General features: G+C 66.6%; 25 protein-coding genes and 2 pseudogenes. 11 read left to right on the forward strand and 16 right to left on the reverse strand.

Going from position 1 to position 20,919, the window contains the following annotated elements; genetic code table 11:
- Nucleotides 1-76: 76 nt before the first annotated feature.
- The gene (locus tag ACFV9T_RS34130) at nt 77-862 is read right to left on the reverse strand and encodes a GntR family transcriptional regulator (protein WP_385446387.1); all 786 of its coding nucleotides are present in this window, start codon (nt 860-862) and stop codon (nt 77-79) included.
- A gap of 111 nt (nt 863-973) precedes the next feature.
- Here ACFV9T_RS34130 and ACFV9T_RS34135 point away from each other — a divergent pair, with 111 nt between their 5' ends.
- The 3 genes from ACFV9T_RS34135 to ACFV9T_RS34145 are packed head-to-tail and all read left to right on the forward strand — an operon-like array spanning nt 974 to nt 2,130.
- Complete coding sequence (locus tag ACFV9T_RS34135; protein ID WP_385446436.1) at nt 974-1,381, forward strand: NUDIX hydrolase; 408 nt, start codon at nt 974-976, stop codon at nt 1,379-1,381.
- A gap of 45 nt (nt 1,382-1,426) precedes the next feature.
- Nucleotides 1,427-1,843, forward strand: coding sequence for an ATP-binding protein (locus ACFV9T_RS34140; protein WP_385446388.1), 417 nt, complete (start codon nt 1,427-1,429; stop codon nt 1,841-1,843).
- Nucleotides 1,840-2,130 carry a hypothetical protein gene (locus ACFV9T_RS34145; protein ID WP_385446389.1) on the forward strand — a complete coding sequence of 97 codons (291 nt, stop codon included), beginning with the start codon at nt 1,840-1,842 and terminating at the stop codon, nt 2,128-2,130. Before ACFV9T_RS34140 ends, ACFV9T_RS34145 begins: the two co-directional genes overlap by 4 nt.
- A 346-nt stretch (nt 2,131-2,476) precedes the next feature.
- Here the strand turns inward: ACFV9T_RS34145 and ACFV9T_RS34150 are convergent, their stop codons facing one another.
- The 5 genes from ACFV9T_RS34150 to ACFV9T_RS34170 form a co-directional block, all read right to left on the reverse strand.
- Nucleotides 2,477-3,184: a hypothetical protein gene (locus tag ACFV9T_RS34150; protein WP_385446390.1), complete on the reverse strand. Its 708-nt coding sequence runs from the start codon at nt 3,182-3,184 to the stop codon at nt 2,477-2,479.
- Nucleotides 3,185-3,276: 92 nt separating this feature from the next.
- Complete coding sequence (locus ACFV9T_RS34155) at nt 3,277-4,755, reverse strand: reverse transcriptase domain-containing protein (protein WP_385446391.1); 1,479 nt, start codon at nt 4,753-4,755, stop codon at nt 3,277-3,279.
- Nucleotides 4,756-5,124: 369 nt separating this feature from the next.
- Complete coding sequence (locus ACFV9T_RS34160) at nt 5,125-5,685, reverse strand: flavoprotein (RefSeq protein ID WP_385446392.1); 561 nt, start codon at nt 5,683-5,685, stop codon at nt 5,125-5,127.
- Between the two features lie 51 nt (nt 5,686-5,736).
- Nucleotides 5,737-6,516, reverse strand: coding sequence for a GntR family transcriptional regulator (locus ACFV9T_RS34165; protein ID WP_385446393.1), 780 nt, complete (start codon nt 6,514-6,516; stop codon nt 5,737-5,739).
- Nucleotides 6,513-7,055, reverse strand: a complete 543-nt coding sequence (locus ACFV9T_RS34170; RefSeq protein WP_385446394.1) for a GntR family transcriptional regulator — start codon at nt 7,053-7,055, stop codon at nt 6,513-6,515. Before ACFV9T_RS34170 ends, ACFV9T_RS34165 begins: the two co-directional genes overlap by 4 nt.
- A 163-nt stretch (nt 7,056-7,218) precedes the next feature.
- Here ACFV9T_RS34170 and ACFV9T_RS34175 point away from each other — a divergent pair, with 163 nt between their 5' ends.
- Nucleotides 7,219-7,614: an ATP-binding protein gene (locus ACFV9T_RS34175; RefSeq protein ID WP_385446395.1), complete on the forward strand. Its 396-nt coding sequence runs from the start codon at nt 7,219-7,221 to the stop codon at nt 7,612-7,614.
- Nucleotides 7,611-7,913: a hypothetical protein gene (locus ACFV9T_RS34180; protein WP_385446396.1), complete on the forward strand. Its 303-nt coding sequence runs from the start codon at nt 7,611-7,613 to the stop codon at nt 7,911-7,913. The genes ACFV9T_RS34175 and ACFV9T_RS34180 overlap by 4 nt, the downstream gene beginning before the upstream one ends.
- Before the next feature lie 65 nt (nt 7,914-7,978).
- Here ACFV9T_RS34180 and ACFV9T_RS34185 read toward each other — a convergent pair.
- A pseudogene (locus tag ACFV9T_RS34185) lies at nt 7,979-8,155 on the reverse strand (excisionase family DNA-binding protein); the annotation flags it as partial.
- A pseudogene (locus tag ACFV9T_RS34190) lies at nt 8,118-8,606 on the reverse strand (replication initiator); the annotation flags it as partial. The pseudogenes ACFV9T_RS34185 and ACFV9T_RS34190, both read right to left, overlap by 38 nt.
- A gap of 362 nt (nt 8,607-8,968) precedes the next feature.
- Here ACFV9T_RS34190 and ACFV9T_RS34195 point away from each other — a divergent pair.
- On the forward strand, nt 8,969-9,817 hold the full coding sequence (locus ACFV9T_RS34195) for a MerR family transcriptional regulator (protein ID WP_385446397.1): 849 nt from the start codon (nt 8,969-8,971) through the stop codon (nt 9,815-9,817).
- Nucleotides 9,818-10,255: 438 nt separating this feature from the next.
- Here the strand turns inward: ACFV9T_RS34195 and ACFV9T_RS34200 are convergent, their stop codons facing one another.
- From ACFV9T_RS34200 to ACFV9T_RS34215, 4 genes are all read right to left on the reverse strand, one after another.
- Nucleotides 10,256-10,699 (reverse strand): PIN domain-containing protein, encoded by a 444-nt coding sequence (locus tag ACFV9T_RS34200; protein ID WP_385446398.1) that lies wholly within the window; start codon nt 10,697-10,699, stop codon nt 10,256-10,258.
- Nucleotides 10,696-10,956 (reverse strand): CopG family transcriptional regulator, encoded by a 261-nt coding sequence (locus ACFV9T_RS34205; protein ID WP_385446399.1) that lies wholly within the window; start codon nt 10,954-10,956, stop codon nt 10,696-10,698. Before ACFV9T_RS34205 ends, ACFV9T_RS34200 begins: the two co-directional genes overlap by 4 nt.
- A 302-nt stretch (nt 10,957-11,258) precedes the next feature.
- Nucleotides 11,259-11,837 carry an HAAS signaling domain-containing protein gene (locus ACFV9T_RS34210; protein WP_385446400.1) on the reverse strand — a complete coding sequence of 193 codons (579 nt, stop codon included), beginning with the start codon at nt 11,835-11,837 and terminating at the stop codon, nt 11,259-11,261.
- Nucleotides 11,834-12,199 (reverse strand): PadR family transcriptional regulator, encoded by a 366-nt coding sequence (locus ACFV9T_RS34215; RefSeq protein WP_385446401.1) that lies wholly within the window; start codon nt 12,197-12,199, stop codon nt 11,834-11,836. Before ACFV9T_RS34215 ends, ACFV9T_RS34210 begins: the two co-directional genes overlap by 4 nt.
- A gap of 801 nt (nt 12,200-13,000) precedes the next feature.
- On the opposite strand from ACFV9T_RS34215, the gene ACFV9T_RS34220 reads away from it, so the two are divergent.
- Nucleotides 13,001-13,240, forward strand: coding sequence for a ribbon-helix-helix protein, CopG family (locus ACFV9T_RS34220; RefSeq protein ID WP_385446402.1), 240 nt, complete (start codon nt 13,001-13,003; stop codon nt 13,238-13,240).
- A gap of 1,524 nt (nt 13,241-14,764) precedes the next feature.
- Here ACFV9T_RS34220 and ACFV9T_RS34225 read toward each other — a convergent pair.
- A complete protein-coding gene (locus tag ACFV9T_RS34225) occupies nt 14,765-15,340 on the reverse strand; it encodes a TetR/AcrR family transcriptional regulator (RefSeq protein ID WP_385446403.1) in 576 nt (191 codons plus the stop codon).
- A 91-nt stretch (nt 15,341-15,431) separates the two neighbouring features.
- Here ACFV9T_RS34225 and ACFV9T_RS34230 point away from each other — a divergent pair, with 91 nt between their 5' ends.
- Nucleotides 15,432-16,259, forward strand: a complete 828-nt coding sequence (locus ACFV9T_RS34230) for an oxidoreductase (protein WP_385446404.1) — start codon at nt 15,432-15,434, stop codon at nt 16,257-16,259.
- Between the two features lie 27 nt (nt 16,260-16,286).
- Here the strand turns inward: ACFV9T_RS34230 and ACFV9T_RS34235 are convergent, their stop codons facing one another.
- Nucleotides 16,287-16,979, reverse strand: coding sequence for a TetR/AcrR family transcriptional regulator (locus ACFV9T_RS34235; RefSeq protein ID WP_385446405.1), 693 nt, complete (start codon nt 16,977-16,979; stop codon nt 16,287-16,289).
- Between the two features lie 132 nt (nt 16,980-17,111).
- Here ACFV9T_RS34235 and ACFV9T_RS34240 point away from each other — a divergent pair, with 132 nt between their 5' ends.
- The 3 genes from ACFV9T_RS34240 to ACFV9T_RS34250 are packed head-to-tail and all read left to right on the forward strand — an operon-like array spanning nt 17,112 to nt 18,913.
- Nucleotides 17,112-18,146, forward strand: a complete 1,035-nt coding sequence (locus ACFV9T_RS34240) for a hypothetical protein (protein ID WP_385446406.1) — start codon at nt 17,112-17,114, stop codon at nt 18,144-18,146.
- A 54-nt stretch (nt 18,147-18,200) separates the two neighbouring features.
- On the forward strand, nt 18,201-18,692 hold the full coding sequence (locus ACFV9T_RS34245) for a DUF2975 domain-containing protein (protein ID WP_385446407.1): 492 nt from the start codon (nt 18,201-18,203) through the stop codon (nt 18,690-18,692).
- Nucleotides 18,692-18,913 carry a helix-turn-helix domain-containing protein gene (locus ACFV9T_RS34250; RefSeq protein ID WP_385446408.1) on the forward strand — a complete coding sequence of 74 codons (222 nt, stop codon included), beginning with the start codon at nt 18,692-18,694 and terminating at the stop codon, nt 18,911-18,913. Before ACFV9T_RS34245 ends, ACFV9T_RS34250 begins: the two co-directional genes overlap by 1 nt.
- A gap of 69 nt (nt 18,914-18,982) precedes the next feature.
- On the opposite strand, the gene ACFV9T_RS34255 is transcribed toward ACFV9T_RS34250, so the two are convergent.
- A complete protein-coding gene (locus ACFV9T_RS34255) occupies nt 18,983-20,278 on the reverse strand; it encodes a S8 family serine peptidase (protein WP_385446409.1) in 1,296 nt (431 codons plus the stop codon).
- A 75-nt stretch (nt 20,279-20,353) separates the two neighbouring features.
- The gene (locus tag ACFV9T_RS34260; RefSeq protein ID WP_385446410.1) at nt 20,354-20,896 is read right to left on the reverse strand and encodes a flavoprotein; all 543 of its coding nucleotides are present in this window, start codon (nt 20,894-20,896) and stop codon (nt 20,354-20,356) included.
- Nucleotides 20,897-20,919: the final 23 nt, after the last annotated feature.

Consider the following 20,919-nt stretch of genomic DNA (forward strand, 5'->3'; position numbering starts at 1 on the left):
GTATGGGTGTGCGTGCGTACGAGTCGAGAGAAGCGGCCCGCCACAGCCGCACAGCGCGCCATCCGGCCGCCGCCTGTCAGGTAGCGGGGAGCTGGTAGGCCAGAACGTAGGCGTCAGCGGCCATCACGGTGTCGCAGACCTCGACCGCGCGCCCCTCCGTGTCGAAGGCGGTACGGATCAGCGAGATCACCGGGACGCCAGAGGCGAGCTGAAGCGTCCGCACCTCGGCAGGCGAAGGCATCCGAGCCCGGATCTCCTCATCGAAGTGATCCAGGCGGTGCCCCAGCTCCTCCAGCCGGGCGTAGATACCGCCGGGACCAGGGTTGGGCTGCGCGATCGGCGTGTTCCGCGCGAGGTCGAGCGGCAGGTACGAGGTGGCGAACTCCACCGGGCGCCCGTCCAGCAGATACCGGCGCCGCCGGGCCAGCACCTTGCGCGGCGAGCCAAGCCGGGCAGAGATGTCCGGCGACGGCCGCTCTTCCTTCACCTCCAGGCCGTCCACCTCCGGACGACTCCCCGCTGCTTCGGCCTCCACGGTGAAGGCCGCCTTCCCCTGATCGCGATGGCGTCGCGCGAACCGGTCTGAGGCCAGCCGCCTGACCGGGGGTCGTGGCCGGACGAAGACCCCCTTACCGTGCTCGGAGACCACCAGCCCCTCTTGCTGGAGCAGCGACAACGAGTTGCGCACGGTCATCCGCGACACCCCGAAGTGCTCCACCAGCTCAGTCTCCGAAGGCAGCTTGTCCCCCTCCCGGAAACGCCCCTTGTCGATCGCTTCCCGCAGCGCGTCGGCGATCTGCCGGAACACCGCCCGGTCACTCGTGGGGTCCAATACACCCAGAACAGAGGTCAGAGAAGGCATATGCACATACTCCTTTAGGTATCTAGACGAGCGGCTAAGCGGTGTTGCTACGGTGGAAAGCCTAGCCAGCCGAGAGGGGCGTGGAACGTGAGCACTGAGCGCCCGCACTCCGTGAGCGTCGCCGGAGTCATCGTCGACGACGCTGGCCGTGCGTTGCTGATCAAGCGACGGGACAACGGTAAGTGGGAACCGCCCGGCGGCGTACTCGAACGCGAGGAAACCATCCCCGACGCCCTGCAACGGGAAGTCCTCGAAGAGACCGGCATCAAGATCGCGCTTCCCGCGACCCTCACCGGCATCTACAAGAACATGACCGGCCTGATCGTCTCCATGGTCTTCCGCTGCGAGGCCATCGACGGCACCCCGACCACCGGAGCAGAAACCCGCGCCCTGCGCTGGGCCACCCGCGACGAGATCACCGAACTCGCCGACGAGGCATACGCCATCCGCGTCCTGGACGCCATCGACAACGCATCCCCGCCAGCCGTCCGCGCCCACGACGGCGTACGACTCATCTAGCACTAACCCACGATCCATAGCCCCTACCAGCATGAAGGAACTTGTATGCACGAGTATATGAGTAGTCCGCGAGTTTGGGGACTGACATGCCCAGGTTTCCGAGAAGAAGTGACCCGCGCCCGCCGCTGGACCCGCGACATCCTGCACGGCCACCCCTGCGTGGACGACGCCGAGCTGATCGTCAGCGAACTCGGAAGCAACGCCGTCAACCACACCGCCAGCGGCACGGACTTCGGCACCTTCAACCTCACGCTGACGCTGTCCCCTCAGACCGTCGCGATCTCCGTCAGCGACTCGGGCGGAAGCCCCGAACCGCACCCGACCGAGGCGGACCCGTACGACGCCCACGGCCGCGGCTTAAGCATCGTCATGGCCCTGGCCTGCCGAGTCGACATCACCGGCAACCAGCACGGCCGCACCATCACCGCCCAACTCACAGCCCAACAGAAGGCCGACCGATGACGTCCCACCCCGACCACAACAACGGCTCGGACCTGGACCAGCTCCACCGCGACGAGATCACCGTGACGATGAACTGGGTCATCCGAACCTGCCAGGAGATCATCCGCGATCACTGCCACAAGACGTTCTGGGTCCCCACCGGAACCAGCACCGGCACGACGCCGACCACGGACCACCTCATCAACTCGGCCCGCACCGACATCCTCAACAAGCTCCGCCACCAGATCGACGGCGCCGAAGCCATCATCACCAACGCCGAGCACGAACGCGCCAAGCGCCAGCAGTGAGTTACAACCTTCTCTACGGGTTCAAGTCGGCTCGCTCCGCTCACCGCGCGCGGCCCGGCCCCCGGCCGGGCCTGCGCTCCTGTCTCCGCCCCGCTCCAGCCCGGCCGCCGCCCGTGCCGCGTGCACAGCGGTCAGCCGCTTGACGTCAGAGAGGGGGTACGTCGTGGCTGGGGCGGTCGGCTCCACGGCTTTAGGCAGCCACTTTGGGGCGAGCCTCTAAGATCATGGCCCCAACGTCGTGCTTTAGCGGGCAGGTCCAGAGACTGCCCGACGCGCCGGAAGCTTACGGGGCCATGATCTCTCACCCCAAAGCAGCTCCAGCCCAAAGCCGCTCCGCCGACCTCACTTACAAGACCGCCTTGCTGTGTGCTGAGACTTCGACGGAATGCGGCTGCCCAGGGACAGCACCACGACGCTTGATTTGCTGCGAGGTAACCCAAATGACGTCCGGATGCCCCGATGCCACCAGTTGCCTCAACGCGCTTTCCTGATCTCGGTTCGGCACCAGTTCGTATATATCCCGAACCAGAATTTCCAGTGAATCAGCCCACTCGCTGTAGCGGATCGCATCGACTTCCCGCCTCAGGTAGTTGTGCATAATGTGCGGAAACTTATCTTGAGGCAAAAGATTAGTCGCGAGCAACTCTTCTTGAAATTCTCGCCAAGGAGCGTCTTCCCGGCCAGACCTCGTATCGAACCACCGAAAGAAACTGAAGATTGCTTTACCTGGAACCCGTACACGCAAATCACCGTAGCTAATTGCGTCGAGAGGCACCAGGTTGTCGTCCGTAACTCCCATACTGGAAAGCACGGCATTTCCTTGCGGTGTAACTTTATGGACTCCCCCGACCGGCTGAAACTGGTTAGGGTACCTCGACCCTCTGACAAGCAGGTACTTTCCGTCCAGGTAGATCTTGAAGAGATAAGAGGTCGAAACCCTGATAGGACGGTTTCGATACCGCAACGCGTACCACAGGTGCCGAACGTTGTCCCAATTCTGCACCACTTCATCAACTACAGGCACGAAGAGCCCGACGCTCAGGCCGGCGGTCATGTTGACGACTGTTGAGTTGGATATGAAGAAGCTCGCGACGCCAGCGGATAGGGCCACAGCGCCATAAAGGAACAATCGCAGCAAAATTACCCCTAGCGAGGCAGAGGGACACGAGGATTATTCAGTAGGTACCGACTTACCCACGTGAGCTTTGTATTAGAGGTTGCGAGTCGCTTTAGCAGGAGGCGCGAGACTGAGTGCGCTTCGTACATGGCAACCAACAAGGCCCGCCTGACATTGGCATCGGATTCATTCTCGAACTGCCGACGCAGCAACTGCCCATCAGCGATAGTGCTGACCCTGCCCAGATAACGAGCAGCGAACTCGCGGGGCAAGCTTGGTTTATTTTTATCCTGCAAGATGGCCCATGCCCTATCGCGAATCTTCACAGACCGAATTTTCACCCGAATCGCTGATTGCAGAATTCTCTGCTCTAGGTGATCGTACTTATGGTCCTCGACCAGCCGCATGGTTGATATGTACGCCCTACCTATCCCCAGACGCCTTTCAGGAAAGCATTCCAAGTACCTCAAGAGCTCACTTGCTAGATGGTGACTCTCCTTTAGATTGCGTAGCGCCCACCCGAGTGCTCTATCATCCTTGACATTCCCCATGCGGAAGAGCGAGAACTTCACGTCACGATCTATTTGCTCAGCCGCGGTTGCCTCCAAGAAAAGCTTGTATAGCCTCTCCTCCGCTCCAACCTCACCAATCTTAATTCCGTAGTTGATAGCGTCTTTTTCCAGACTTTCGAGCTGCGAGAGCGCCTGCGCTGGGTCGTATATACGCGTCTTAGTTGTGGACATAGTGAGGCGACGCGAACGCAGGATCGCATTGATCTCTAACAATGCGTTACGGAGGGACTCCCTTTCAGTATCGAATAGCATCATGTCATCCGAGTAGCGTAGGTAATCGAAACCTGCTCGATGCACGAACTCGTCAACGGGAAGCAAGTAGAGATTGGCCAGAATCGCTGACGAGTCAGGCCCTTGAGGCACCCCCCAGGCATGACTTGATGATTGGAACATGCGCAGATACTTAATTAGGTGCTGCGTCACCCATGACGTTGCGCCAGCCGACTGAATATCAATCGCCAATGTGTCGACATCTATGTGTTCATAAAACGAAACGACGTCAGTTCGGGCCAGTCGATACGGAGCCTTCAGCATCATGCCAACGCCGCGCTTCTGCATGGACACCCAATTATTGATGGGCGACCAGAAAGATTTACCGTTGTTGCCCCATCGGGCACTATGAACACTACTGTGAAGCTGACTCTCTACCAACTCTGCGATTGAAAATACGAGGGTGTCATAAATAAGGCGGTCATGCACTGTAAGACGCGCGATAGGACGCACGGCAACGGAATTTTTGGGTAGGTCTATAACCTCGACGTAATCTGGCCCAACTTCACCTTTTCGAAGTGAAGAGACAACGTTCTTCCGGACGTCTCCCCAAGACGCCTCGATGTCGGCCCAATTTATGATGTCGGGGATTTCCGACCTACCTCGCCCGTGGAGGAGACGGGTCCATGCCTCGTCAAGGTAGGCCAAGAAGGGGCGGCGACTCATTGTGTGCTCGTCCCCCGTATCGCAGTCCCCAGTGCTTGCAGGTCAAGCGTAGCCAACCGTTAGCACCTTGGGCAGTCACCCACTCATAGTGGGGCAGGCGGACTTGAGGGACCTGTCCAGTGGCCAGCGAACAGAGACGCAGGGCCGCACCAGATGCGCACCAGAAGGAGCGGTCAACCACGGTCAATGGCGGCGACACGACGCCCGGTCATGGCGACCGCCACCCGGAGTTTTTGCAGGTCGGCGGCCAGATCATCGGCCGAACCCCCGTGATTCCCAAGCTCAGAGCGCGAGTTCGATTCTCGTCACCCGCTCCACCACAAAGCCCCCAGGCCAGCGGCCCGGGGCTTCTTTGTTGTCTAGACCTCTCTAAGCGTCCCGTGCCAGATCCGCACCAGAACGCACCCTGGGTGTGAGAAGCTCCACCGCTCGCTCCCACCGGAACCCGTCACGGCCGCCGCCCGCCTTCGGCTGGTGCGGCTCGTAGTCGGCGACGAGCACCCCCATCTCGCGTAGGCGCTCCAGGCCCTGCCGGTAGGCGGGGTGCGCGGCCTGTGCGGCGTTGAGATAGGGCAGGACGGCGGTCGGTATCCCCAAGCCGTAGGCCTCGCACAAGACACCCACAGCCAGGGTGTCCGCGATTCCGGCGGCCCACTTGTTGATGGTGTTGAACGTTGCCGGGGCGACGGCGATCGCGTCCGCGGGCGGGAGCGGCCGTGGGTCGCCGGGGGAGCGCCAGGCGGAGCGGATCGGACAGCCGGTCCGGGCCTCGATGGCTTGGGCGTCGATAAAGCCAAGGCCCTGCGGCGTGGCGATGACGCCCACGCCCCAGCCCTGCTCCTGCGCCGCGTTGATGAGCTTGCCGACGTCGTCGGCGACCCCGGCCGCGCAGACGACGACGTACAGGAACGTCTTCTTCGGCTCACTCACGCGGGGCTCCCATTAGTCGGCTGAAGTGGTGCGGGCCGTTCGTAGCCGCAGTCACGAAGGGGTGAACTCGTACTGCAACTCGTAGAGGTGACCGGCCTTGGCCATCACCGTGGCCTCGATGGGACGTTCGTCGTCGCTGTACACCACCCGGAGCGTGCGCAGCACGGGCAGATTGCCCGGCAGCCCGAGCACCGTGTACTGCTCCTGGGTCGGCACGCGGGCGGACACTTTGTCGACGCTGAGGCGGGGCGAGTAGCCCAGCTCCGCCAGGAGGGCCGGGGTGCCGCCCTTGATCTTACGGCGGTTCATCATCTCCGTCCCGCGCGCCAACTCCAGCGGGTAGTACGACTTCACCAGCTCCACCGGCTCGTCATCCATCAGCAGCACCTGCGCCCGCAGCAACGCCGCGCCGTCCTCCGGCAGCCGCAGCGCCTCCGCGACATCGGCGGGCGGCCGGACCTCGGCAACCTCCAGGAGCCGACTGCTCCCGCGCGTCTGTCGGCTGGCGGCCTCGCTGATCCACCGGTACGGCTCACCGGGTGCGGCCGGAGCCATGTACGAGGCGGGCCGCATGGTGCGCTGCCGATGCTCCCGTACGGTGACGGCCGCTCCGGCGCGCCCGACCGCCAGCCCCTCGTCCTTCAGCAGCTGCAACGCCTTCTGCACGGTCGCGTTCGAGGCGTCGAAGCGCTCCTTGAGCTGCGCGGTGGACGGCAGGTTCGCGCCGGGACGAAGGTCGCCCGACATGATCTCGTCCCGCAGGTCGGCAGCGATCCGCTCGTGCAGGGAGCGTCGGTCGACGGCGTCCTGTTCGGCCTTGGGCACGGTCATCCCATCGTGAGTTCGTAGCGCAGGCGCTGCCGGTGGGCGGGCATCGTGATCAGGTCGACCTGGATCGGACGCTCGCCCCCATCAAGAAGAACACGCTCCAACCGCAAGACCGGCTCGTCGACACCGGTCCGCAACAGCTCCCGCTCTTCCTCGGTTGGCATCCGAGCCGCCACATCCTCCTGCACCCGTCGCCCCACGTAACCCAGTTCGGCAAGCAGCGACACCGCCCCACCCCGGATCTTCGCGGTGCCCGCGAGGGCGGTTCCTGCCGCGATGCGGGCCGGGTAGTAGGAGTCGGTCAGCTCGCACGGCTGCTCATCCAGCAGGATGATCCGCCGCCGCACGACGACCGCTTCCCCCTCCGCAAGCCCCAGAAGCCGAGCCACCACATCCGATGCGGGCACCTCCCCCGCGCCCACGATCCGCTGGGTGCCCCGACGCCCCCGCGCCGCGGCTTCCTGCCCCCACACATCGCCCTGCCCTCCGGCCGTCGGCCGCAGATAAGGCATCGAGGTGCTGATCCACGCTTCGCCCGGCACCGGCCCCTCCTCAAGCTTGATCGGACTCGCCAACCTTGCCGCTTTACACAGTAAGCGACCTCATGGCCACCACCCTGAGACTACCTTGCCACCTTTCATGAATAGCAATAAGGTGACCTCAATCTCACAGCACGCTATGAGGCGGTGACCGACCGTGCATCTGATGCACCAACAGCTGTTCACGCGGCGCAAGCCATCCATCCGGGCCAGCAGACAGTTCGTGACCCGGACACTCTCCGAGTGGGGCTACACCGATCGCTTAGACGAGATCCAGATCTGCGTCTCGGAACTCGCCACCAACGCTCTACTGCACGGCGTGCCACCCGGCCGGAAGTTCAGAGTGCGCGTCGCAGCAGACGAACAGGAAGTCCGCATCGAGGTACGCGACTCCGGCGACGGCCACCCCGTATCCCAGGCCCCGCAGCCCGACAGCGAACATGGCCGCGGCCTGCTCCTCGTCACCGAACTCGCGGACGCCTGGGGCGACATCGAGCACACCGTGGGCAAGACGGTCTGGTTCACCATGAAGTCGACACCGCCCACGGGCCACTCCGCATGACGCCCCGCCCCGAGCGCAACGACGGCTGGGACCTGGACCAGCTCCACCGCGACGAGATCACCGTGGCCATGAACTGGGTGATCCGCACCTGCCAGGACATCGTCCGCGACCACTGCCACAAGACGTTCTGGGTCCCCGCCGGAACCAGCACCGGCACTGCCCCGACCACGGACCACCTCATCCAGTCAGCCCGCACCGACGTGCTCAACAAGCTCCGCCACCAACTCGACGGCGCCGAGACCATCATCAGCATCGCCGAGCACGAACGCGCCAAGCACCAGCTGTCGAGTCCCAGGTGATGGCTGACGTTCTGGTCCCAGCTGTTGCTTGACGGTGGGCCTAGACAACATCGGAAACTTTGTGGGGCTTGAATGACGCTCTCCGGGATACGGACGTGCCGACCCACCTTCACGTACTTGATGCGCCGCTCGGCGATCAGTCGCCGGGGGAAGCGGTCCGTGGTGCCCAGCAGCTCGGACACCTGGGCGACGCTGAGGTACCGGTCACGCGTGGGTCGGTTCTCCTTCTGTTCCGGGAGCAGGGGTGATGGTGGCGGTCAGCCATTCCTCGGCGGGAGTGAGGCCGGTACCGGCGTAGGCCCAGTGGGCGAGGACGAGCGTGGTCTCGTCCTGCTCCGACTCGGCGGCCGCAGCTTGGGCACGGCGCCAGGCGGCGCGGGCATCGCGGAGCGCACCAAGGGTCGTTGAGTAGCGGCGGGACTTGGTGGAGAAGTGACCCCGGAAACCGAGCATGTGAGCCCAGGCACGGAGCCGGAGGTGTTCCAGGTCCTTCCGCGCGCCGAGCGCCCACGCGGTGCGGATCAACCGCCGAGCGTGCTCGGTGATGTCGAGGTAGGCGACCTCAGCGATCAGCCGTATCGGCCGGTCCAGGGAACCGGTCGCCGTCTCGGCGCCCTTCGTCGTGTACTTGGCGATGTACGCGGCCACGGCCCGGTCGGTCAGCTCCTGACCGCCGTTGAAGTCGGCACCTCTTTCGAGGGGTTGGGCTGCCGGGGCGGCGGATGCTTGGCGGTATCGAGGCCGCGCCGGCAGCCGTGTTGGTGTGGTTCAGCGGTGGCGCTGGCTGGTGAGCAGTGAGCGCATGACGACGGCGGCCACCGCGACGGATATGGCCGTGATGATGGGGCTCCTTGGAAATCCCCAACCCCTGCTCGGGGTGCCCTCAGACCTGCTCGACGGATCTCCCCACCCATTCCGGGCCTGTCCTGGGATGGGACACCCATGGCGAGGGAGCGCCCGATAGCCCGTCAGGGTCCGGGTGTTGTGGAGTTGCATGTGCCGTAGCGGCATGTGGTGTTGTCGAGGGCACCACGGCACGAAAGGCCCTGTCTGCGATGTACCCCTCCGCCATGCCTCCCCGCGAGGTCAAGATCGGTGATGCCGCCGCCTTCGCCGGGACCACCCCGCGCGCCATTCGTCACTACCACCAGATCGGTCTGCTCCCGGAGCCCGAGCGAGGCGGAGACGGACGCCGCCGCTACGGCTACGAGGACATGATCCGCCTGCTGTGGATCCGCAAGATGTCCGAGGCTGGCATCAGCCTGGACGACATGCAGACCGCCTTCAACGAAGCCCGGGACCGGGACGTTGAGGACGTCCTGGGCCGGCTGGAGGAAACTCTGGCCGCCCAGGAGGCCGACATCAAGCGTCAGCGCGCGGCAGTCCAGCGCCTGCGGGTCGTGGGCAGCCCACTGGGCTTGCTCTCCCCCTTGGTCACGGACCGGCTCAGCCACCTGCCTTCTGGCGCACTGCGCCCCTCCGACCTGGACGCCCTGCTGGTCACGGAACGGATCTTCGGGCCGCTGGGAGCCGCAATTCAGGCCAGCGTGTTCATCACCCTGGCCACCCACCCCGGCCTACGGGCCGAGGCAGACCGCCTCGACGCGGCCGACGCCGCCCTCGATGACACCGTCGACCCCCACGACCCGCAGGTCGAGGAACTCGCCGCGCGGCACTGCGCCCACCACAAGGCCCTGCACCAGGCCATTGAAGCGGCCGGACTGGACGCGGCAGAGGAGAAGCTCTTCGACATCTACGACGCCGAGGCGAGCGGCGAGGAGGAGGTCCAGATGAGCGCCTTCGAAGCGGTCACCAAGATGCCCTACGGCTTCTCCGCGGCCCGGACACGGTGCGTGGAACTCACAGGACAGCTCCTTGCCGGGGACCTCTCCACAGACAGCTGATCGCTGGTGTGGCCGTGGGTGAGGATCCCGGATCGGCCACCGACACGAAGCCAGCGACGACGACGGCCGCCAGGAGCGCGGTCACGACGACGCCGACCGCGAGCACGGCACGGACCGTCCGGGCACTGGGCCCGAGCAACGGCGCAGCCGCAGGAGCGTGCTGGCAGGAGCAGGCCGGAGCGTGGCTGTGGTGGACCGCCGGAGCGGGCGTGTGGACGGTCGTCGGGGTGGGGACTTCGGGGTACTTCGTCGGTCGACAACGGTCACGACTGACCTTCCCCCGAGGCACCTCCCAGGGCTGTTCCCATAGGCCAGCGTGTACCGGTCCACGCCAGAAGCCCTCGTCTCGCCGACCGAGTGGATGCACCGGCGCGTCGGCAACTCCGCGCGGGAGAGAGCGGACCGGCCTTCGAGGTCTTACGGAGTACGTGTGGGACGTCAGAGTGGTAGATCGTCAGGCAGGACGCGGAACGCCTTGTGATGGCCGAGGGGGCGTACGGCACGGAAGTCTCGGCGGTCCAGGGTGAGGATCGCGTCGGTGTCGTAGTCGGCCGCCAGGGCGACGTTCACCACGTCGGTGAGATCAAGGTCGAGCGCCAGGTAGCGGGACCGGACGGACTGAGCGATGCCCAGGTGCCCCTCGGTGATCTCCGGTACGGATACACGGCCGCGGCGCATCCAGCCCCGGATGTCGTCGATCGCGCTCACCGCGGCCTCACGGCCCAGTTCACGAGTGGCCACGTGGTCGAATTCAGCGAGCAGCAAGGGGGACATGACGAGCAGCCCGGCAGCCATGATCGCCTCTTGCGCCGCTTCGTGCTCCGGGTGCGTGGAATCGAGTGCGGCCAGCAAGCCGGAGGTATCAGCGATAACGATGATCACGCAGCAGTTCCCGCATCGGTTTCGCGCTGGGCAGCATCAGCGACGACGTCACGAACCTCGCCCTTGGCAAGGGTGCGCCCAGGACCGGCGAAGGTGCGGGAGAACAACGGCTCATCCCACACACGATTGGCCATCGCGGCGAGATGGATGCCCTGACGGATGATCTCGGCCTCACTGATGCCGCGGCGCTTGGCCGCCTCCTTGATGATGGCGAGGTCTTCCGGGTCAGCGTAGACATTGGTCCGCTTCATAGACATGTACCTAGAGTAGTGTATGTACCAAAGTGATGTATGTTAGATACTCGATCTCCGCACGCCCTGGACCACACGGACGCCGATCCAGGCGTTCCGCTGAAGCCGCGTTGGGGAACATCGGTACAGGGCCCCGGAGTTCTGGCTCAGACACCAGGGAGCGGTTGCGTGAGGTCAGCGGGTCGTACCCGTCGGTGCAGCTCGTTTTCCCGATGCCTCGACGTCACCGTGCTGATGGTGCCGACGCCGGTAAGCACGGTCTCGACAACGGACTGAGCAGGACTTGGCGTCCCGGCGCCGCGGGCCTTTCAGGCTGCGTGTGGGTGCAGGCGTGCGGCGCTGCGTCCCAGTCGGATGGCTGCGGCCAGCGGGATCACCATGGCGATCAGGAATGTGCCGATGAGTGCGGCGACGCCGAGCCCATCGGCGAAAGCGAACGGTGCGGCAGCCGCGGGGGTCACCAGTAGGGGTGAGAGGGCGCAGATGCTGCCCAGACGCTTGTCCCGCCTGGTCCATGCCGTAGAGCGCCAGATCCGCACGGCGGCAGGGACGGCCAGCACGAGGCCGATACCGAGGACCCAGAAGAACGGGGCGGCCAAAACCATCATGCCCAGGGTCAGAGTGGTGCGCGCGTTGCTTTCCGGCTGCAGCGGGTCGACGCCGGGCTCTTCGTCGATCGCGGCGGCGGCGATCTCCCGGGGGGTGCCGAGCTGGTCCAGGGCCTGCTGGACCGTCGCGTCGTCGGCGCCCTGCGGCAGCACAGACTCGATGTGCTCGCGCAGGTCTGCCACCAGGTCACGGCGCCGGTCGTCGGACAGCACTGCTGCCTCTGTGTCGACCGAGGCCAGGTAAGTGCGAACCAGTGGGTGGGTCAGGGGGTCGCTCATGATTCAGCTCCAGGAACGAGGAAACGGTCAACAGCGTCACGGAAACTGGGCCAGTGGCCGGAGAACTCGTCCAGGGCCTGCCGCCCCTGGTCGGTCAGCTCGTAGTACCTGCGAGACGGCCCGCTGGCAGACTCCCTCAGGAACGTGTCCGCCAGGCCACTTCTGCGCAGACGGGCCAGCAGCGGATACAGCGTCCCCTGGCTGGTCGCCATGACCGGCGTATCCGCAAGAGCCTCCAGCAGCTCCACCCCATAGCGGGGCCTGTCACACAGCAACGCCAGGACGCAGTACTCCAGCACGCCCTTGCGCAGCTGGCTCACACCGCGGGCCTCCACGTGATTGCTTGCTTTGCCAGCTACCATGCAATGCATACTAGGCGAACGTGTCAACCCCGGGCCAGATACGCCAGAAACCCACCACGGGATGATCTTGGGGCTCGGAAAGTTTGCTACGGGGTGTCGGACACGAGGATGTTGACGCGGTTCTCGTACTCGCGGTGGGCCTTGCGCTGCGTCCGGACCGCCGGCGGTCGGGCCCCCTACGGACTGGTCGCGGCTGCAACGCTGTGACCCGGTCCACAACGCGTCGCACGCCGCTTTGCCCCACCTGCGCCCCTTGCTCGGCAGTCGGCGCGCACGTGCCCCGTCCGTGCCCTTCAGGGCAGCGCAAGGGGGTCAACTGCGGTGTCATGAAGCCACGCCGACAGCACCCATCAGCATGCATATACGCAGGTCAGATGCCATGTAAGCCGCCTGGCACCCGGTGATTCCCAAGCTCAGAGCGCGAGTTCGATTCTCGTCACCCGCTCCATAGCGAAGGCCCAGGTCACAGACCCGGGCCTTGTTTGTTGTCTAGGCCTCTCCACCGTCGCCGTGCCCTCTGCGTGCCCGTTCCGCACCAGATGCCGTTCACGCTTCCCGACTGCCCGCCTCACGCTAGTCGAAGTCGCTGCCGCACAAGAGAATGCGACGGGACGTCAGTGAAAAGCGCGGAGCGGGCCGATAACCACGACCACTGTGCCGCGCCGCTTGCCCGGCGGCCGACACGGAACCGAGCCCGTCTCGTCTGACGGCTCCGCCAAGCCCTCCCCGCCACTGGCGCCTGTCGCCTCGGTCCTGATCGACACCTCAGGCAGAAACATATGGCGCTGGCACCATAACCACATGGCGCTGAAGAAGACGACCGTCATGGTCGACGAAGAGGATCTCGCACTGATCAAGGCGGCCGCCGCACGAGAGGGCCGATCCGAGTCGGAGTATTTCCGGGAGGCGTTCCACCTCGCGGCCCTGCGTACCCAGCGCTGGGACGAGGACTGGGACATCCCCCGCCTTGATTTCGGCGGCCCGGTCACCGCCGAAGAGATCGACCGGGCGGTCTCGGACGGCGTGGCGGACGCCGAGTGATCGTCGTCGGCGATACCTCCGGTCTGGTCGCTGCCCTCAACACCTAGGCCCCCGAGCACAAGGCTGCGCGCACCGCTATGCGTCAGGCCGCACTCACCGTGGTCTCACCCCTGGTGATGCTTGAGACCGAGCACATCACCACCCGCAACGTCGATCGCCGCGCAGCCCACGCGGTGAACGAACGTCGTGCTTTAACGGGCAGGTCCACAGACTGCCCGACGCGCCGGAAGCTTACGGGGCCACAATCTCTCGCCCCAAAGCTGCTCCACCGACCCAACTTGACCGCTCCAGCCCGAGTGCGCCGCAGCACATAAACAAGCCATTTGCAGTTTCAGGGCGCACCCCATATAGGTAGTTTTGCGCTGCTCTTTTTGGCGGTTCAGTGCTACACGAGGAGCACCCTGTGCAGACAGAGGAGGCCCCTGCGCAGACAGAGGAGCGCCCTGTGCAGACAAGGGAGCGCCCTGTGCAGCACATTGCATATGCCCGTCCGGAAAACATGCAGGTGAGAGCGGTGCGCAATTTTGATCTACGGAGCCTCGTGGCGCCTGGCTCTCAAAAACCTCCGAGAGCCGAATCAAAGTGCCGGGCGCTTCCCTGATTGAGGTCCCCTGATACGTTCCGTGATCACAAACAGCCCCGTCCGCATTGTCTCGCCAGACCCGGACGGGGCTTCGAAGGCATCTCGCGTGAGATGCAGCAGGGGAGGAGTGAAATGGGATCACCCAACACGCCTACCGAGCGTGATCCTAGCGGAACGACGAGGTTGGACATGAGCGCCTTGGCGCCGATCATGACGGGGGTGGGCACACTACTCCTGGGAATTGCCGCGTTGATCACCGCAATTTGGTAGCACTTGGACTCACACGTCACAGCGCAGGTTCCCCGTGCCGTAACCGTCCAGACCGGGCAGGGACTCACGGGGAACTGGGGCGTGCCAGATACGTGCCAGAACAGACGGGGAACCACGCTCAACACGGGCCTCCAAAAGCCCCCTGCCTACGACTGCGCCGAGGGGTGTTTGAGCAGGTCAGCGCGGTCCCAGCTCGATCATCGACCGAGCCCGGATCGCGCCAGCATGGCGCGGTCTCGGCGGAGTCGGGCGCCTGCTGATCGCTCGTACGCTCCGCTGGACATCCGTGCACGCCGCCCTCGTGGCAACTCACCCCATCGACATCCCTGTTGACGAACGCGACGACGAGGCTCGGATACTTCGGGAAAAGGCCGTAGTTCAGCGCACGTGGGAGTCGTTGGGCTTCGAACCGTTTCGCGAGGACCTGTGGATCATGAAGCCACATCTGCGAGCCCACGAAGACGCAGTGCAACGACTGGAAACCACACTCGCACCGCACCTCAGCCCCTTCTGAGCCTGAGGGCAGCATCCGCAACAGGCGCCGCCGCCGTGACCTGGCGCAAGTCCTCTGCTTTCAGGTACCGGTAGCCCTGGGGCGGATGGATGATCACTCATCGCACCCATGGGCGCCCCCGACGCAGGGTGTCAGGGGGCTTGGCGCTCCCCGGTCCTCAGATGCCCGTCGGGCGGGCGCGGGTGGTCAGGCCCGGGACGACGAGGGTGAGCCAGCGGGTTCGGGCAGTGGGTGGCTGGTCGGTGGGGGCGGTGGAGAAGAGGATGTAGATGTCGTTGACGGTGACGTCGGGGTGGATGTCGCCGTCGGCCTGACCGGCCTGGATGAGGCCGGCCACGGCCGCGCCCGCGCGGTCCTCGGCGGCGCGGGCGCCCGGCTCGGCGCCGAGGGCCTGGGCGACGGCCTTGACGGCGCGGTCGGTCGCTGACGCCTCGACGACGCGGCCGAGGAACGCGGTCAGCTCGTCCACGGCGCGGGCACCGGCGGTGACGCGCTCAAGCACGGCTTCAGCGTCGTCGGCGATGCGGGCGACGTGCTCGGCGACGACGGCTGCGACCAGGTCCGTCTTGGTGGGGAAGTGGCGGTACAGGGTTCCCACGGCCACGCCTGCCGCGGCGGCTATCTCGTCCATCCCGACGTCGGGCCCGTGTGCGGTGATCTGCTCGCCGGCCGCGGCGAGGATCTTCTTGCGGTTGCGGACCGCGTCCGCGCGCGGCGCTTTGGCCTGGGGCATGGAACTCGTCAACCCTTCCACTTGCATCAAGGTGAACTACGGTTCAGGATAGATAGTGAACTGATGTTCATCTTAGCCATGAGGATTCGACATGCCCAAGACCGCCCTTGTCACCGGTGCCTCCTCCGGCATCGGCGAGGCCACCGCTCTCAAGCTGCGGGAGCTCGGCTACACCGTCTACGGAGCCGCGCGCCGCACCGACCGGCTGCGGAAACTCGCCGACCACGGCATCCGCCCGCTGGCGATGGACGTCACCGACGACGACTCCCTGCGCACCGGCGTCGACCGCGTCGTCGCCGAGACGGGCCGTATCGACGCCCTGGTCAACAACGCCGGCTACGGCTCCTACGGGGCCCTCGAAGACGTCCCTCTGGACGAGGCCCGCCACCAGTTCGAGGTCAACGTCTTCGGCGCCGTGCGGCTGACCCAGCTGGTCCTGCCGCACATGCGCGCCCAGCGCGGCGGCACCGTCGTGAACGTCACCTCGATGGGCGGCAAGATCTACACCCCGCTCGGCGGCTGGTACCACGGCACCAAGTTCGCCCTCGAAGCCCTCAGCGACTGCCTGCGACTGGAGGCCAAGCCCTTCGGCATCGACGTCGTCGTCATCGAACCCGGCGGCATCGCCACCGAATGGGGCGGCATCGCCGCCGACAAGCTCGACAAGTCCTCCGCCACCGGCCCCTACGCCCGGCAGGCCACCGCCGTCGCCGCCGCCATGCGCTCCGAGGCCAACGCCAGGCGCAACTCCCCGCCCACCGTCATCGCCGACGCCATCGGCAAGGCCGTCACCACCCGCCGCCCCAAGCCCCGCTACGCCACCGGCTTCGGCGCCCGGCCTCTCATCGCCCTCCGCCGGATCCTGCCCGACCGCGCCTTCGACACTGTCATCTCCCGGGCGGTGGGCCTGCCCCGCTGAGGGCCCGGCCGACCAGCCGAGGAGACCTCAGTCGGGTTTCTCACCGTGGCCTTGGCCGCCATGTGGTCGGCTGCCACGCGGGCTTCGGGCCCGGCTGTCGGCTGGGGTCCGGCCGTGGACCAGGGGGAGGAAGACCTCGTCGACGATCTCGGTGAGGGTGGCGTCCGGTACGGCCGGGGCGCCGCTCGTCACGTATTCGTTGCGCAGCAGTGCCGTGGGGGCGGACGCGACCCGGGGGTGCAGTGCCTCGGGTGCGGCTTCGCCGCGGGCCACCGCCCGGCCGAGGACCGTCAGCCATGCCGCCTGGTGTGCGTCGCCGCCGGCCGCCGGGTCGCGCAACTCGGCGACCAGTTCCCGCGTGCCGTCGGCCGCCGCGATGAGGCCGCGCAGGATCTCTCCGTACGGTGACGACCAGGTGCTGTTCGCACGCCGCAGGAGTTCCAGCGCGTCCTCCCGCAGCGAGCCGGTGTCCGGCACCGTGGCCTCGGTGGCGGCCAGTCGGCGGTACGCGGCGGCGCCGAGCGCGACGCGGTTCGGCCAGCGGCGGTAGATCGCGTTCTTGTTCGTGCCCGCCCGCCGGGCCACCGCGTCCATGGTCAGCCCCGGGACGCCGGACTCCCGCAGTATTTCCGCCGCCGCCCGCAGGATCGCCTCCTCCAGCACGGCGCCCCGCCGCCGCGGCGCCCCGGCCTCTCGCTCCGTGTCCGTGGACTCCGGCACTGCTCGTCCCCTCTCGTCGCACACCTTGGTTTCTACGGTACGGAACGTACTTGTCGCACGCTCTGCCTAGCCGCACCTGCATCCATTTAGGGTACGCTCCGTACCCTAAATTTCTCGGCAGAGAGGATCGCCGTGCGCGTCTTCGGCATCAACTTCGACACCGGCTTCACCAGCGCGGGGACCACCACCCGCGAGCCCTTCGACCCGGTGACCGTCCGCCGCGAAATGGAGATCATCCACGACGAGCTGCGCTGCGACGCCGTACGGATCACCGGTGGCGACCGCGACCGGCTGGAGACAGCCGCCCGTCTCGCGGCCGAGGCCGGACTCGAGGTCTGGTACTGCCCGTTCACCAACGACCTCACCCAGGACCAGCTCCTGGACTTCCTCGCCGACAGCGCCGGGCGCGCGGAGAAGCTGCGGCGCGAGGGTGCCGAGGTGGTCTTCCTCACCGGGTCGGAGATCTCCCTCTTCACCCCGGGCTTCCTGCCCGGCGACACCTTCACCGAGCGGGCCGCCGTCCTCTCCGACCCCCAGCGGCTGCGTACCGCGCTGGCCACCGTGCCGGTCTTGATGAACGCCTTCCTCGCCAAGGTGACAGCCGCCGTGCGGGCCCGGTTCACCGGCCGGATCGGGTATGCGTCGCTGCCGTTCGAGGGGGTCGACTGGACGCCGTTCGACATCGTCACCACGGACGCCGGTTACCGCGACGCGCAGAACGCCCACCATCTCGCCGACGGGCTGCGGGCCCTGACCGCGCACGGCAAGCCGGCGGCGGTCACCGAGTTCGGATGCGCCCCTTACCGGGGAGCCGCCGCCGTCGGGAGCCGTGGCGACGCGGTCATCGACTGGGACGAGCGGGCCCGCCCCGCGCGGTTCAATCACCCGGTCACCCGCGACGAGCAGGAACAGGCCGACTACCTTCGCGAACTCCTCGGCCTCTTCGAGCGCTCCGGGATCGACGCGGCCTTCGTCTACACCTTCGCCCGCTACGACCTGCCGCATAACGGGGACAACGACGACCGCGACTTCGACAAGGCGTCCTTCGGCATCGTCAAGGTCCTCACCGACGGCCGCACGGGTACGACGTATCCCGGCCTGCCGTGGGAGCCCAAGGCCGCCTTCAACGCACTCGCGGAGTACGGCCGCGGTCGTCTCACCTCTTGATTCATCTATCGATATTCGATAGATTTCCATCGCAACTCGATGGAAGGACGGGCCATGGGACAGCTAGCAGTGCGTGCGCTTCGCGCCGTGCTCGTGGTGGTGCTCGCCGGCACCGTGTTCGTGCAGGCATTGATGGTGTGGGTGTTGATCACCGGGAGCGATCCGGAGGACGGGGCGCTCCCGCTGACCCCGTTGCGCGTGATCACGGTCCTGGGCATGGGCGCGGCACAGGTCGCGCTGGTCAGCGTATGGCGGCTGGTGACGATGGTGCGACGCGGAACCGTGTTCTCCCACGCCGCCTTCCGGTACGTGGACGCCGTGATCGGCGCGATCGTGGCGGCCGCCCTCCTGTGGTTCGCGGTCACGGCCCTCAACGCGCCGGGCCAGCGGGACGACCCGGGCGTCACCGTCATCATGGGCGGGATCGGCCTGGCCATCCTGGGGGTCGCGCTCATCGTGCTCGTGCTGCGGATGCTGCTCGCCCAGGCCGTCGCGCGCGACGTCGAAGCGGCAGAGATGCAGGCCGAGTTGGACGAGGTGATCTGATGCCGATCACCGTCGACATCGACGTGATGCTGGCCAGGCGGAAGATGTCCGTGGGCGACCTCGCGGACCGCGTAGGGATCACGCCCGCCAACCTGGCGGTACTCAAGAACGGCCGCGCCAAGGCAGTGCGTTTCGCGACGCTCGCCGCGCTCTGCGAGGCGCTCGAGTGCCAGCCGGGCGACCTGCTGCGGTGGGAGGACGGGGACGCCGCGAGCGAATGACGTCCCCGCGGACCCGCGCCGGCCGAGGTGGCGACCGGCGCGGTCGTCGTGACCGTCCGGGGGGTTGGGTCAGCGGCGCAGGCCGCGGACTCCTCGGGGGGTGCCGACGCCGGTCGGGCCGTCGTAGCCGATCTTGGCGGTGCAGAGGTAGGAGCCACCGCATGAGCCCGTGGATCCCTGGTCGATGTCCCAGAACGCGGAGCGGTGGGCGTACGGGTAGGAGTTCGGGCGGTCGGCCGGGCCCGGCTTCCCCGCCAGCGCGTACATCCCGGCGATCAGCGCGCTGGACACGCTGGTGCCGCCGATCACCCTCCAGCCCGGGGAGCTGAACGTGGAGTAGAGGGCGAAGCCGGTGGCCGGGTCGGCGAGCGCGGAGACGTCTGCGACGGTACGCCTGGGGCAGTCGGGGTCGGTCTGGAAGGGCGGCTTGGGCTGGAACTGGGAGCAGCCGGAGCCGGAACGGCTCCAGGCGCTCTCGTACCAGCCGGAACGCTTCTTCTGCGGGCCCGGCACCGGCTGGAGCGAGCGGTCCAGCCGGGTGCCCCCGGCAGCGGTGACGTACTGGGACGCGGCGGGATAGATGAAGCCGTTGTAGCCGCCGTTGCCGGAGGCGCCGACGAAGGCGATGCCGGGGAAGTTGAAGTAGGTCTGGTCGAGGGCCGGCTGGGAGGCACTCTCCGGCAGGCCCCAGCTCATCGAGATGTACTTCGCGCCCTGGGTGCGGGCTTGAGCCACCGCCGTGAGCATGTTGCTGAGGGAGTTGGTGTCTGCCTCGACGAGCAGGATCTCGCAGCGGGGGCAGGCGGCGCTGACAGCCTCGATGTCGAGGGCGGTCTCAGTCGCCCAGGCAGGATCGGTGAGCGGTGGCGGGGTGCTGCCGCCGTTCTGGTTGATCTTCCGGAAGCAGCCATTGGCAGTGGTGCACGGCGGCAGATGGAACGTGCGCCGATAGACCGCCAAGTCGCTCTCGGCATGGGGGTTGTCGAACGCGCTGACAACCGCCACCGTCCGGCCCGCGCCGGCGTGAGCGGGCAGCCGGTACGCACTTTGGATGTCGCGGGGGTGGTAGCCGGGCGGGTCGGTGCGGTCGGACGACGAGTTCGCCATCGCCGGAATGTCCGTTCGCAGCTCGGCCAGACAGGTGACCGTACCCGGCGAGGGGCTGCAGACGGGCTCGGAGGCCACCGCCTTCCCCGCCCGGCCTGCCGCCGGGGCCGTGGCCGTGGCCGGGGCCGGGGCCGGGGCCGCTGACCGTTGGCCTCCGGTGTCTACCGCCTGGGCGTTCGCACCGGCAGGGGCGAAGGCCAGGCTCGCCACCAGGGGCACCGCGCCCAGCAGCACCCGCACTATGTGTATGTGTCTCATGGCCTTCTCTGATGCCTTGGGATTAATCGGAATATCCGACCAGGCATCAGGAATGCTTCGAACGGAGCAGCGATCTCACCGCTTTGGCCCTCGACAAGTGAGAAGCTCCACCGCTCGCTCCCACCGGAACCGGTCACGGCCTCCGCCCGCCTTCGGCTGATGCGGTTCGTATTCGGCGACGAGCACTCCCATCTCGTCGCGCAAGCGGTTCAGGCTCTGCCGGTACGCGGGATGCGCGGCTTGGGCGGCGTTGAGGTACGGCAGGGCGGCGGTGGGGATGCCCAAGCCGTACGCCTCGCACAGGACGCCCACCGCCAGGGTGTCGGCGATCCCGGCGGCCCACTTGTTGATCGTGTTGAACGTCGCCGGGGCGACGGCGATCGCGTCCGCGGGCGGGAGGGGCCGGGGGTCGCCGGGGGAGCGCCAGGCGGAGCGGATCGGGTAGCCGGTCTGGGCCTCGACGGCCTGGGCATCGATAAAGCCCAGGCCCTGGGGCGTGGCGATCACGCCCACGTCCCAGCCCCGCTCCTGCGCCGCGTTGATCAGCTTGCCGACGTCGTCGGCGATCCCGGCCGCACAGACGACGACGTACAGGAACGGCTTCTTCCGCTCACTCACGTGGGGACTCCCGGTTTTCGGCT

The sequence above is a fragment of the Streptomyces sp. NPDC059850 genome, from assembly GCF_042731515.1.
In the GTDB taxonomy this organism is placed as follows: domain Bacteria; phylum Actinomycetota; class Actinomycetes; order Streptomycetales; family Streptomycetaceae; genus Streptomyces.